At 57.3% G+C, this 13,434-nt stretch carries 11 protein-coding genes; 3 read left to right on the top strand and 8 right to left on the bottom strand.

Translation table 11 applies throughout. The features are described from left to right. The first annotated feature begins 218 nt into the window (after positions 1 to 218). A complete protein-coding gene (locus tag QU606_RS30905; protein ID WP_041161302.1) occupies positions 219 to 536 on the top strand; it encodes a hypothetical protein in 318 nt (105 codons plus the stop codon). A 6-nt stretch (positions 537 to 542) separates the two neighbouring features. Here QU606_RS30905 and QU606_RS30900 read toward each other — a convergent pair whose 3' ends face one another. Further along, positions 543 to 2,366, bottom strand: a complete 1,824-nt coding sequence (locus QU606_RS30900) for a hypothetical protein (RefSeq protein WP_024077487.1) — start codon at positions 2,364 to 2,366, stop codon at positions 543 to 545. Between the two features lie 163 nt (positions 2,367 to 2,529). Between QU606_RS30900 and QU606_RS30895 the strand changes: the two genes are divergently transcribed. Next, positions 2,530 to 3,018: a TIGR00645 family protein gene (locus tag QU606_RS30895; RefSeq protein ID WP_024077486.1), complete on the top strand. Its 489-nt coding sequence runs from the start codon at positions 2,530 to 2,532 to the stop codon at positions 3,016 to 3,018. A gap of 15 nt (positions 3,019 to 3,033) precedes the next feature. On the opposite strand, the gene QU606_RS30890 is transcribed toward QU606_RS30895, so the two are convergent. From QU606_RS30890 to QU606_RS30860, 7 genes are all read right to left on the bottom strand, one after another. Then, positions 3,034 to 4,473, bottom strand: coding sequence for a glycosyltransferase family 39 protein (locus QU606_RS30890; RefSeq protein ID WP_304997963.1), 1,440 nt, complete (start codon positions 4,471 to 4,473; stop codon positions 3,034 to 3,036). 147 nt (positions 4,474 to 4,620) lie between these two features. Beyond that, on the bottom strand, positions 4,621 to 6,783 hold the full coding sequence (locus tag QU606_RS30885; RefSeq protein ID WP_024077484.1) for a methyl-accepting chemotaxis protein: 2,163 nt from the start codon (positions 6,781 to 6,783) through the stop codon (positions 4,621 to 4,623). Between the two features lie 131 nt (positions 6,784 to 6,914). Next, positions 6,915 to 8,066, bottom strand: coding sequence for an HD-GYP domain-containing protein (locus QU606_RS30880; RefSeq protein ID WP_277378763.1), 1,152 nt, complete (start codon positions 8,064 to 8,066; stop codon positions 6,915 to 6,917). Positions 8,067 to 8,141: 75 nt separating this feature from the next. Next, on the bottom strand, positions 8,142 to 9,074 hold the full coding sequence (locus QU606_RS30875) for a chemotaxis protein CheV (protein WP_024077482.1): 933 nt from the start codon (positions 9,072 to 9,074) through the stop codon (positions 8,142 to 8,144). A gap of 255 nt (positions 9,075 to 9,329) precedes the next feature. After that, positions 9,330 to 9,566 (bottom strand): nucleotidyltransferase family protein, encoded by a 237-nt coding sequence (locus tag QU606_RS30870; protein ID WP_304997962.1) that lies wholly within the window; start codon positions 9,564 to 9,566, stop codon positions 9,330 to 9,332. A gap of 231 nt (positions 9,567 to 9,797) precedes the next feature. Continuing rightward, positions 9,798 to 10,322 (bottom strand): group 1 truncated hemoglobin, encoded by a 525-nt coding sequence (locus QU606_RS30865; protein ID WP_024077479.1) that lies wholly within the window; start codon positions 10,320 to 10,322, stop codon positions 9,798 to 9,800. 164 nt (positions 10,323 to 10,486) lie between these two features. Next, a complete protein-coding gene (locus QU606_RS30860) occupies positions 10,487 to 11,353 on the bottom strand; it encodes a transporter (RefSeq protein ID WP_024077478.1) in 867 nt (288 codons plus the stop codon). Between the two features lie 902 nt (positions 11,354 to 12,255). Between QU606_RS30860 and QU606_RS30855 the strand changes: the two genes are divergently transcribed. Beyond that, positions 12,256 to 13,425, top strand: a complete 1,170-nt coding sequence (locus tag QU606_RS30855; protein ID WP_304997961.1) for an MFS transporter — start codon at positions 12,256 to 12,258, stop codon at positions 13,423 to 13,425. Positions 13,426 to 13,434: the final 9 nt, after the last annotated feature.

Raw genomic sequence — 13,434 nt, 5'->3', positions numbered from 1 at the left:
CAAGCCTGCTTGCCACAGCAGGCCCGCTCGCCACGGGTTAAGCAGGTTCGTCACTAAATTGACTCCCGCCTGAGAGCGCAACGCCGTTGGTCCCTACAACCTTGGTTTGTCGTGGTTTTCTTCTATTCTGAGCTTAGGGATATCCACAGGAGTCGCAGGATAGAGACAGTCTCGCCGTGTCATCGGGGCTGAACACCGATCTACCGAGGGTCGCCGCCATGCCGCGCAACCTTTGCCTTACCCGCCAGTGCCTGGGCCTGGTTACCCGTATTGAATGTTCCATTCGCCCTCTCGCGGGGGATAACGGGATGTGGACCTTGCTATTTGCCGCCGGAATGACCGGCGAGCAGCCTTCCACCATCAAGTCCCAGGGCCCGTTCCATGGGCCCTTCGTGGCAGAAAACATGCTGCAATCGATTGTGGATAGCCTCACCCTGCATGGCTATGAGCTGGTGCCAGATCCGCAAATATGGTGTCTGCATATGCAGGCTCATTTACGCCAGCTCAATGGCAGCCAGGAGTGTCTGGCCCTGTAAGCTCGGTCATTTGCCCTCGGGCTTGTCCAGCTTGACCTCGAAACCGTATTGCACGGTGCTCAGGTCAGTGCGTTGATAGCTTTCCAGTGCGGTCGGCTGGCCATAGAAGTAATGCACATCGAACAACGCCGTGCCGTATTCCTCGGCGCGGTGGCTCACGCCGAGAATTTCCTTGAGGTAATTGCCGCTGGCGTCCTTGGCGTAGAAGCGCCAGCTGTCGGCGGGGAATTCTTTCTGGTCGACAACCAGCGCGTTGTCCTTCAGAGAGAGGCCCTTGGGCAGCTTGGTCACATCGATCTCGCCTTTCTCGATCGTTGCCAGGAACAGCGGGATCGAACCCACCACATAGGCCGGGTTTTCCGGGAACAGGTTAAGGTCGTAGGTGAGCGTGCCGCGCGCCGGGTTCAATTCATACGCTTCGGTCGGCAACTCGATGGGCTCCCCACGTTCGCCTTTCTCATCGGCGGCGAAGAACGTCACTGGCGACTCGCTGCTATTGCGCTCGTTGCCCACCAGTTCGTCATTAAAGGTGAACGGGTGATCGAACACGATATGCGCGGCGCTGGCGTCGTCGACGGACTGGCTGATGGTGACGCTGTTTTTCAGTTGTTCCTCGGTCATCGTCGCGCCTTTGAGCCAGGCGGCGGCGCCGTCGTCATACACGGTGACCGGCATCGGCAGGGCCTGTACGGTTTGTTGCAGGCTGTTCTTGTCGAAGCGCAGTACCGGCAGGTCGAGGTCCTTGCGGGTGACGGTGGCGGTGGAGAAATCCAGCACGTTGATTTGCAGGTTGTCGATCAGGCCATTGAAATACACCTTGGCGTAATGACTGCTCTGCTTGTGTTCGAAGGCTTTCTGCTCCTCGGTCAGCTGCTTTTCAAACGCATCCGACCAGACCTTCTGCTTTTGCATCTGCGCCAATTGTTTCTCGTAGAAGGCCACCTGCGCGTTGCTTTCATTGATCGAGCCGGAACGGGTGAGAAATTGCCCGGTGCTGTCACGTGCTTGCACCAGCAAGGGGTTGGGGGAATCCTCACCGACCTGTGGCGCCAGCGGTTCGCTGTTGGTCAGTTCGATCTCGGCGTAGTTCTTCTCAAGCAACATCAGGTTGACGGTGATATTGCCTTCAGTGCGCTTGTGGCCCACGTCCTGTTTCGACAAATCGAACGTCAACACCTTGCCCGGCGCGATCACTTCCACCGTGCCCTTGAGGCGGACGGGCTGCGGCTGGCTCTTGTTTTCGGTCTCGATGCCATCGATGAACGGGTAGGTCACCGTCAGGTCATCGGGGTTGGTCAGGTTGGAACTGCTGGGGCTCAACTGGATGCCGGGATCGGTCTCTGACCATTCCGGCTGGAACGGGATGACTTTGTTGTTGCTCAAGGTGACGGACTGCCACTCCAGGCCGTGAGGGAACGGGAACTGGTCCGGTGTATTGAAATTGAACGGAAAGATCGGCTGCAGATCGGTCAGGTAGTCGGAGTGGGAGGTCTTGCGCAGCACGAACAAGCCATTGATATAGGTGTCGACCAGGGCCTGGGGCGTGGGGTAGTGCTTGAGCAGGGCGAGGCTGTCTTCGCCGTATTCGGTCTCGATGGGCTTGCTGGCGAGCTTGGCGCGCGCCCGTTCGAGCAACAGCAGCGAGCCGCCGAGGTCGGCGATGGCGTCGCGCAGCTTGGGGTCCTGGATACTGTCGAGCGACTGTTCGAACTTTGCGGTTTTCTCTTCGAGGGTGGCCTGCTTCTGCTCATCACTGGGTGAGCAGCCGCCGATCATCAGCAACGCCGCACACAGGCCAAAACGGGCCAAAGGGGATCGCACATCCATCATTTGAATTTTCCTGTCCGACATCATCGAAGCCGAGTTGATGGGCTCGACACTAGCAGAAAAATTCTCTTACAGATGCCGCCCAGGTCAGTTTTCTCGCGGTTACAGGTGCTTGGTGGCGGCTGGTATACTCGCCGCCATTTCTAGCCAAGCTGTGTGAGAACCAATGGAACGCTTTATCGAAAATGCTATGTACGCCTCGCGTTGGCTGCTGGCGCCGATCTATTTCGGCTTGTCCCTGGGGTTGCTGGCGCTGGCGCTGAAATTCTTCCAGGAAGTGATTCACCTGCTGCCGAGCGTGTTCTCGATGGCCGAGTCCGAACTGATCCTGGTGCTGCTGTCGTTGATCGACATGGCCCTGGTCGGCGGCTTGCTGGTGATGGTGATGATTTCCGGCTACGAGAACTTCGTCTCGCAGCTGGATATCGATGACAACAAGGAAAAGCTCAACTGGTTGGGCACCATGGACTCTTCGTCGCTGAAGATGAAAGTGGCGGCTTCCATCGTGGCGATTTCCTCCATCCACTTGCTGCGCATCTTCATGGACGCCAAGAACGTCGATCCGCAGCACCTGATGTGGTACGTGATCATCCACATGACCTTCGTGGTCTCGGCGTTTGCCATGGGTTACCTGGACAAACTCACCAAGCACTGATGCCCCGTGCCGGCCTTACTGCTCGATGAAGTAGTAAGGCTGGCGATTGATTGCCATCTCCTTGATCACCGTCACCTTGCCGCTCAGTTGCTCGGTGCGATCCAGCAGCGCAACGTTGCCGGGTTTGGCGGCCAGGTAACTGCGCAGCTGCGGCTCGGTTTGCAGGATCGGCAAGTAAGCCTGCAGGTAGAACACACTCGCCCCGTCGATCCGCTCGTTGGGCTGGAACAACACCACCTCTTTACCCTCGGCTTGCAGTGCCTGGATCTGACTGATCACCGGCACGAATGACTGGCGCTCGTCAGCCTTGGGTGCGTACCAGAATGCAGCGCCCAGGTAGCAGGCGATGAGCAACGTGAAGGCCCCGCCAACCACGCGCCGATGGTGTTGGTACAGCGCCGGCTTGTTAGCCTTCAGCCATTCGAGCAGCACTCGCGCATATTCCGCCGCCAGCACTGCGGCGGCCGGCGTCAACGCCATCAGGTAAACCGTGCGTTTGCTTGAGGCCAGGGTCAGCAGCGTGAATTGCGCCACCAGCCACACGCTGAAGAACAGGCGGTAACGGTTGCGCACCAGGCTTTTACGAAAGTGCCACAGGCCCAGGTACACCAGGATATTCCACGGCAAAAACGCTTCCGGCAGTTTCACCAGGTAGTAGTAGAAGGGTTCGTAGTGCCCGGCTTCGACGAACGAGCCGCTGAACCGCCCGACGCTGTTGGTCCACAGCACTTCGCCCACGGCCTGCATGCCGCCGCGCTGGAACAGGAAGCCCAGCCAGATCAGCAACGGTACCAATGCCAGCAAGGTGAACAGCGCCGGGCGGAGCCAATCACCGATGCGCAGGCGTTTGTCCATCAGGCTGGTGCTGGCCAGGTAGACAAAAATCACAATGCCGGGCATCGCCAGGCCCAGCACGCCTTTGCTCAGGGTGGCGATTGCCATCCCGACGGTAAACAACGCCCAAGCCCAGGCTGTGGAGCCTGGCCGCTCGGATTCGGGGCGCATCGCCTGGTAGAACGCCAGCAGTGCGGTGGTCACGCCCAGGCTGAGCAAGGCATCCTCACCCACCCCACGCACATTGCTCCAGTAACTGGCCATGGTCGCCAGCATCAACGCCGCGCAGAACGCCAGTGTTTTCGGCCGCCCGAACTTGCGCAGCATCCCGTAGAGCAGCATCACGCTGAACAATCCGGCAAACGCGGACGCCAGGCGCACCGCCCCAGGCGTGCCGCCGAACAGGCGAATCGCCCCGGCGTCCAGCCAAAGGCTCAGGGGTGGTTTTTCCAGGAAGGGCTCGCGAAACAGCCGGGGCACCACCCAATCATTGTCCAAATGCATGGCCATGGCGATCCCGGCGACGCGGGCTTCGGTGGAGCCTTGCAATTCATGGTTACCCAGCGCAAAGAAGAACAACAGACCAGCCAGCAGGAGTAGCAGAGGAACGGGACGCGTCATGGGGCGGGCTACCGGAGCAGTGGCCGTTCGGGGGAACGGCGCGCAATCGGTGAGTATAGGGAGGCAAATCTTAATATTTCATGAATAGGGACGGAGTTTCTTGTATCGGGCCAGGGGAACAGTGCCCCCCTGGCGCCGTTGCAGGTGCTACGAGGCTTTGACTTTAAAGCGGCTCAACCCTTGCTGCATGGAGTTGGCCCGTTCTGACAGGTTCCTGGCAGCCACCGCGCATTGCTGGGAATTGACCTGGTTCTGCTGGGTGACTTCATCGATCTGCTCCAGGCCGATACTGGCCTGTTGCAAACCGGACGCCTGTTCACTGGAGGCTTGGTAGATCAGCGACACCAGGCTTGAGACAGCACTGGTACCGCTGACAATGTTCCTCAGTGAGTCGGCGGTACGACCGGCAATCACCATGCCGCGCTGGGTCTTGGTCGACGAGTCGGCAATCAGCGCGGCTGTTTGCTGGGCTGCTTCCGCGCTACGGGCGGCCAGGCTCCTGACCTCGTCGGCGACCACGGCGAAACCGCGGCCCAGTTCCCCGGCGCGTGCCGCCTCGATCGCAGCGTTCAGGGCCAACAGGTTGGTCTGGGCGGCGATGTTGTCGATGGTGGTGATGATGGCGGTGATGTCCTTGCCCGAATTGTCGATCTCGGCCATGGCTGCAATCAATTCACTCATCAGCTTGTCACTTTCCCCCGCGTCGGCACGCGACGCCTGGGATTGCTCATCGGCCTTTTTGGCGTTGGCGGCGTTGTCGCTGGTCTGCGCTGCCATTTGGGTCATGACCGCACTGATTTCGGTGATGGATGACGCCGAGTTGGAGGCTCCGTCGGAGAGTGACTGGCTCAATTCGGTGACCTGCGCCGAGCTGCCGGTGATTTGCGTGGCGCTGGCCTGCACCTGGGAGATCAAGGCGTTCAAGTTGCCGACCATTTTCTCCAGGGATTTGCCCAAGGTGTCGTTGGGCGAGGACAGGCGCACTTCCAGGTCCAGGTCTCCTTCGGAGATGCGTTCGGCCACCCGCACCTGGCGTTGCAGGCTTTCCGACATATCGTTCAAGGCAAAGGACAATTGGCCGACTTCATCTTCGGATTTTTGCACCAGACGACGCGAGAAGTCCCCCAGGCTGATGTTGGCGGCCAAGGCGGCGGCTTCACGAATCGGCCCGACGATTTTCGCAGTGGCAAACCACAGTGCAAGCAGCGCCAGCAGGGAAATGGCCACGCCAACCGACACCTGCCAGATGCTGCTCTTGACGCCGCGTGATTGCAGTTCCTTTTCCAGGGCTATGGCCTGGCTCATGACCACTGCCTTGGGCAAGTGGATCAGGATGGCCCAAGGTTTTTCGCTGCGGCCCAGGGTGATGGGCATCTGCACTTCGATTTCCTGGGAGTCCTGGTTGAGTCGGCTGTCCCCCTGGCCTTTCTGCACATTGGCCAGCACCTTGTCCCAAGTGTCGGGCAGCAGCGTCTTCAGCGGTTGGCCGATCAGTTCCGGCCGTTTACTGTCAGCCACCACCAACCCTTGATGGCTCAGGATCGATACGGAGCCGTTGCCGCCATACAGGTCGGCGGACATCTGCTCGCTGAGTTTCTGGATGAACGAGATATCGAAGTCAGCACCCACCACCCCGTAAAACTTGCCGTTCGCGGTAATCGGCACCGAGAGGGTTGTCAGCCATACATTCTTGCCTTGCACCACGTAGGGGATCGGGTCCAGCACGCTTTCCCTCTGGGTATCCCGAGGGCCCGAGTACCAGCCGCCCTTGGGCACGCCGTTGGGATGACGGGCATCGGAGTCATACTCGACCAGTGGCTGCACGGCAATGTGGCCATCCGAACTGCGCGTCCAATAAGGAGTGAAACGGCCGGTCAACGGGTTGTTACCACCCTCGTTGTTACGAAATGCCTGATCCTGGCCGTCCAACGCATCCGGTTCCCAGCACGAATAGGTGCCGTTGAAGTCGGGGTTGTCCTTGAGCACGCTCAGTAGCATCGTATTGATTTGATCCCGGCCCAGCGTCAACGGGCTTTGTGCAGCCTTGCTTGCCCCCAGCACATCAGCCAGTGCGCGCGCGGCATTCAAGGCATTCTGCAACTTTGCCTTAATGACGTTGGCGCGGGATTCCGCGAGGTTTTGCACTTCACGGATGGTGGCGCTTTCAATCAATGCGGAAACTTCAGTGCCCACATAGGCCTGGTTGGCATTCGAGGAATAAAGCCCATATAAGACCAGACTCGCGCACGAGATAAACAGGCAGAGTCCGGCGGTGAAGCATATGCGCGTCTGCAATGAGTTGAATTTCATGGTATTTCCTGCCCGTGCTAGTAGTTACCAACATAATGGGATGTCGGTATTCGAGTGTTGTTTTGCACGCAAGGCTTAACGCTTAATCATGGGCTGCTTACGCATAGATATATGCGGTACAGCTTATTGGTTCAGTGCTGTTCGTGAGCGGTATCGTCGAGCCATAAACGCTCGGTATTTTTAAAGCCATAGCGCTGCGGGGGCACCCGCGCAATGATTCGGTCGGTTTGTGCCGGATCACTCAAGTCGATTATTCGGGGGGTTATGTAAATATTTAAAACCGGAAGAAAGAATAACTTTATTTTTGGCGTCAATAATGAGTCGGCATGTTGTTCGATGACGACGCCAATACTGCCGCTTTTCAATTGCACGATAGAACCGACGGGGTAGATACCCACGGACTTCAGGAATGCCCGGAATACCTCATCATCGAAATGCCCGTCCCAGGTCGACATTTGCTGGATGGCGACCGCAGGGTCCCAACCCTGGTTATAGGAACGGTCCGAGGTGATCGCGTCATAGACGTCACACACCGCGGCCATTCGAGAAAAAAGACTGATTTGTTCTCCCGCCAGTTGATGGGGGTAGCCCGTGCCGTCGACTTTTTCGTGATGATGCAGGCACACGTCCACGACCATTTCGCACATCTGCGCTGTCGCCACCAGGGTTTTCTCACCTTCCAGCGGATGGGTGCGAACCAGCTGCAATTCGTCGCCGCTCAAGCGCCCCGGCTTGTTGAGGATGGCGCCCGGGATGGCCATTTTGCCGATGTCGTGCAGCAGCCCGGCCAGCCCCGCCCGGCGAATCAATGGCGCCGGCAGGCCCAATTGATTACCCAGGGCAATCATCAGGGCACACACGGCGACCGAGTGCATATAGGTGTAATCGTCGATGCTTTTAAGGCGTGCGAGGCTGATAAAGGCATTGGGGTGGCGTGCGATCGAAGCAGAAATGTCGTCGACCAACGCGCCGACCTGTTCGAGCTCCAGGGAGCGGCCCATGCGGGCGTGGCTGAACATCTCGACAACGGCGGTCTTGGCCCGAGAACAGATTTCCTGGGCGGCGGCCAGCTCGTCTTTCATGCTGGTGGGGGTGGTCGAAATCGCTGCGGTCAGCGTTTCTTGCGGCAGGCCTGAGTCTGGTTGCGGCCCCGGATCGGAAGGTTGCGCGCCACAGCCCATGGCGCACTGGATATCAGGCTGAGCTTCATTCGCGCGGTCCTTCCAGAACGGTCTTTCTTCACTGCCGGTGGTCAGGTGGTAGAGCTCATTGCATTTCAACATGATTAGCCCTCTGTCATTTTGTTCTTATTCGTTTCCCTACAGCCTCCTTGGCTTGAGTGTTGTTGTCGTAAAGCGTCAGTTCGGGGTGGCCGCCTTGATTCGTGAGACCACGCGGCCGGCCAAGTCATCGGGGCGGAACTTGGCGAGGAAGTCATCGGCACCGACTTTCTTGACCATCGCCTGGTTGAACCCGCCCGAGAGTGAGGTGTGCAGCACGATGTGCAGCTTGGCCATGCGCGGGTCGTGGCGGATTTCAGCGGTCAGGGTGTAACCGTCCATCTCTGGCATTTCGATGTCGGAGATCATCATCAGGAACTCCTCCTCCGGCTTGCGCCCCTCGTCGAGCATGGCCCGCAGGTAATCAAGCGCCTGGCGCCCATCGTTCAAGGCCACCACCTCGACGCCCACGGTCTCCAGGCAGCGGGTCACTTGCTTACGCGCGACCATCGAGTCATCCACGGTCAGCACCCGCAGGTGCTTAGCCCGCTGGCTGACCTCGTGTTCCACCACGCCGCTGGAGATTTCCTCGGAGGATGGCGAGATTTCTGTCAGCACCTTTTCCACATCGATGATCTCGACCAGGCGATCATCCGTGCGTGTAACGGCAGTCAGGTAATTGTTCTCGCCGCTGCCCTTGGGGGGCGGATGGATGTCTTCCCAGTTCAAATTGACGATGTGCTCGACCGCATAGACCAGAAAACCCTGAACGCGGTTGTTGTACTCCGTAAGTATTATAAAAGCGCTTTCCTGATCCTCGACGCCGGGCAACCCAGTGGCCATGGCCAGGTCAAGAATAGGAATGCAGACACCTCGGATGTTGGCGACGCCACAAATGTTGCTATTAGACTTTGGTATCGATGATAACTTCGGGCAGCGTATAACTTCCCGGACTTTAAATACGTTGATCCCATACAGCTGGTGATTGTTGAAACGGAATAGCAGCAGTTCAAGCCGGTTCTGACCGACCAGTTGGGTGCGGCTGTTAACGGATGCCAATACGCCGGTCATACACACTCCTTGAACCTGGCTGAACAGCGTTGATGTCGTAATGACATTAGCATATGTAGGGGAATGTAAAATATATGTGAAAATAAAATTGTGGGTGGGTTTGCTGTTTAAGCGATGGGGGCGGAATGATTGTCTATTTGGACGAGTGTTTGAAAGTAGTTAGTTGGCTAACTTGCTATTTTTATTGTTGAGAATGATTTAGAAAAACAATTTTATACGGCCTGTCGGGTTAAGCGAGGCACAACAAAGTCCGCGCTAGAGCCAGCCTTTAGAAGCGATCCGCTCGCGGAAAATCGCCTGCTTATCCTGGATGAATCGATGAGTCAGCCGAAGCGTGAGGTTGAACAGGTCCTCCATCCGCCACGGCGCGGCCATCTCGCGCAGGTCTTCGGCCGTACGGGCACCGAGACAATGGATTGAAAGGCTTTCGTGAGCTGCGAGTGGCTTACGCATCGACGAGGCGCGCCAGATTGCCCCGTTCAACACGGCCATCAGCCTGGAACTCAAAAAATCTGAAAAGCCCCAGTAGCCCTGAACCCCCGTATTTATTGGATTTCAGGCAAAAAAAGACGCCCGTGGACGTCTTTTTCTGATCATTTGACTGTTCGAGAGGCTCGCCGCTGCGGGGCCTGGTCCTAAGCTGGCGCCAGTGACCGAGCGGCACTTGGTTGAGCAGGACTGCTTCGCCCCAGGGGGTATCGATGCTCATGTGGCCGAGCAGGCTTACTGTTCCAACTTGGGGACGGTTTCCTGTTCAGCGGACTTGCCGTGTTTGGGCCAGATAACGCCAACGCTTTTCATGCCCTTGGCCGGGTCCATTTCAGGGTGAGCGAGAACCACGTCTCGATAGGACGGGCTGCCGATCACGGCGGGTTTGAACTTGACCAAAAAGTCGTTGACCTCCTTGCGTAGCTCCGGCGCCAGGTCGTAGTCGTTGTAGCACTCCTCCAGACAATCGAGCGTGGCTTGCCAGTGCTCCTCGGTAAGTCCCATGCCACGATGGGCGGTAACCATGTCTCTCCCGCGATATTTGGCGCTGCCCCCCCAGTGTTGGGAAAGAAAGTCGACAAAGTTGATATGTTCCTTTTGGAAAGTCGACTCGGACATATGCGCCCAAATGTGGCCAATGACAGGATGTGCCATTGTTTTCCTTAAAACTGCGCCCGCGAACTGATAAATAACGTCATAACCACCAAGACGTGTATAGAGGGAGGGTTGTTGTTCAATAGATGGTTGCTGATCGGTCATGATGCGATTTCTCCGTTTCGTGTGAGGGCGATTCTTGTTGGCTCAATGCCGGATTCGGCGCGGTTGATAAGGTTGCAAGGGCTTACGAAGTATCGAGGTTAGGTCTGCCGTCGGGCACACGCTTGGTTAGCAACGCCAACCATTTGGTCTAGAGGGACAGGCGCTTAAAAAACGTGCGCGTAACGCAAGTTCATTCGAAAGTCTTCCTTGGTCCCGTTATCTACGGAGAGGTCCTTGCCCAGTTGCAGTTGGATTTGGTCTTTAGCGGTGAAGAACTTAGTTGCTGTCACACGGAAGTTTGTGGTTCCGATTTCGTTATTCTGGTTGACTTGATCGACGCGGGTTTCCCCGCCCCAGAGATGCCCGAACCCTAAGGCGAACGCCGTTGTGGCATCGGGCATATAGCGCCCCATCACCTGTGTAGCGTAAGAAACCTTCTGCTTGAGCCGGTCTGCGTTGGCGCCATAGTCATTGTTATCGCCATACCAGGTAGCTCCGCCAACCAGGTCAATGGCCCATTGTTGAGTGAAGTGTTTGACGTAAGCGCCTTGTAGTTCGAATTTCCAGCGGTTCTCACCGATGTTCAGCGGATCGTCTTTGTCGTAGTTGCCAGTGGGTACGAACAGGTAGGGTGTGAAGCTAAGAGTGTCACGGGCGTCGTTGAGTCTTAACCTGACCGGGGCTGCCAGCGTTAGGTCGCCAACGCCATTCGTATTGCCAAGCGTTGAAGCATCTCCGCCGCTGGAAACGTGCCCGAATGGCAGCAGGAATTGCGGATCGATTGTGACGGTGTCGGTCAACCCGTACACATGCAGCAAACGCAGGATGCCGACGTCGGAGGTCAGTTTGAAGTCCGAACTGACTTTGTGACCGTTTGCATACGCCGAGTCTGTCGTGGAGTGTTGGTAGTAAATGACGCCGATGGTGGCGCCTACCGGATATTGCTCGTAGTCTCCAGGAGCCACTTCGATAGCTTGTGCTTGAAGTGCCGGTAATACAGTGGTGAGTGTCAGCAGACGTACCTTTTTCATTATGGAGTTCCTTTGCATAGGGCGGCTGTGCGAACTTTTCGGGTCACAGGCTGCGGCTTATTGAATGTGATGAAGTGGGTGCAGGTTACTTTCAGCTTCGTGCCGGTAGTGCGTCGCGAAACATCCCTGTCTGCTGATGGAAGTTGATGTATTCGAACACTTTATTTTGGGATCAGGCACACGCTCAGGTTTACCTGCGGCACTCGCCTGCCGAGCCCGAAGTGCACATGCCCCCCACTCGAGCAGCCACGAAACGAACTCTTCAGGTGCCAGGTCGCGCATATGCAGCAACCTGAAGTCGTCGGTCACTTGCTGTTGTTCAAGATGCATGGGCTACCTCATCGGCGCAGTTTGCTGGATATGCCGTAAGGTCAAAGTTAGGCAGAACGGAATAGCGTCGCTTTGTTCGAAAGGACAACCGTTTGGTTGGAAAAGACAGTGCACAAACACCTGCTTGTGCACGATTCGCGTGGGTGCGTCGCACAGCAGCAGCGAGAGTTTCTGCTCTGAAATGAGGACGGGTGTTGGCGGTATTTAACAGCGGGAGTTGGCGTAACTAAGTCGTCGCCACGGGCCACAGAGGTCAACGCCCGCAAACATCCATGGCGTAGCTATTACTTATTAGAATCTTGGTAACAGTGCCCAGCTGTCTCAAGTAGTTGCATCAATGTGAGTGTCACCATAGTGGAAAGGGGACCCCGACCGCGGGATCGTCGAGCCGGAACAGATGGATCATCGTCGGGTGCTGGAAATTGCTCTACCCTTCCTCGGAAGTCTCGAAGGCATCCAGACCGACTGGACGCCTCTGGACACCATTAATGCTCTATTCCACAAGCCCGAAGGTGAGCTCTGCCCGTGGCAGTTCGAACACTTTACCGCTGTCTAGCCAAGGTCGGTCACGAATGGAAAATGCCAGTATTGAGTACACCGACAAACAACGCTGGTTTGCGCTCACCAAGATAAACACCCTCTCGGCCCTGTCGCAGATCGTGCAGATTGGTACCGTCACTCCGCTGCTGTCGCTTTCGCTGGAACAGCAAGGCGTCGAGCCGGCAAAGATCGGGGTGATTGTCAGTGCCTCATGGTTGGCGATCCTGTTGCTCTACAAATGGGTTCCGCGTTTGCTGGCCCATCTGGGGCTCATCAAGACGAATATCCTCAGCGCAGCGCTGACGATTGCTGCGCTGATCGGCATGACCTTGACTACCCATTTGGTACTGATTTTTTTGCTGAACTTCGTGCTCGGTATTGGCTTGATCCTGCGCTGGATTGCCTGCGATACGTGGATCGTCGCGGTCGCCTCGAAAGACGAGCGCGGCCGGGCGATCGGCGTGCATGAGACCTTGATGGGCCTGGGTATTGCGGTTGGCCCGCTGCTGTTGGTTGTATTCGGCGTCGGCAGCGCCGCGCCTTACTACGCCTGTGCCGTGATCGTGTTGTTATCCGGTGCGCTGGCCTTTACCCTCAGGGGCTACGATACGCGACCGCAAACCCCGGCGGAAAAACGCCATGGCAAGTTGTTCAGCGTCATCCCCACGGCGTTGTGTGGCGCGTTTATCGCAGGCTTTTCGGAAACCTCATCCGTATCGTTCCTGGCAGGCTACAGCCTCTCGGCCGGTTATCTGTTGACCGCCGCCACCTTGCTGATATCGGTGTTCGGCATTGGCGGCACCGTCCTGCAACTGCCGATCGGCTGGATGGCCGACCGCAGTTCGTACAAAGTCGGCCAATTAGTCTGCGGCTTGATACTGTTGTTGGGCACCCTGGCCATTCCGTTCAGCCAGCCGCTTCCGTGGTTGGCGACGATTATCGTGTTCCTGTGGGGAGGCGCCATTGGCGGCATGAACACCCTGGCAGTGATCGAGGCGGGAGACCGGGTTGGAGAACATCAAGTGTCCACCGCCATGACGGCCATTGCGATGTTCTATACCTTGGGCAGCGTGTTGGGGCCCATTGCCACGGGGGCCACAGTGTCCTACATCAGCGAGCATGGATTGATGATCACGGTGGGGGGCGTCGGTGCGGTTTTCATTGCGATGTTGGTTTTGCGCAGAACCCCCGCACAAGAGTGAATTGCGCCA

It is taken from the genome of Pseudomonas sp. OVF7, assembly GCF_030644265.1.
Taxonomy (GTDB): domain Bacteria; phylum Pseudomonadota; class Gammaproteobacteria; order Pseudomonadales; family Pseudomonadaceae; genus Aquipseudomonas; species Aquipseudomonas gorinensis.
Note: the sequence above shows the minus strand (reverse complement) of the source record. Positions and strands in the feature narration are given on the sequence as shown.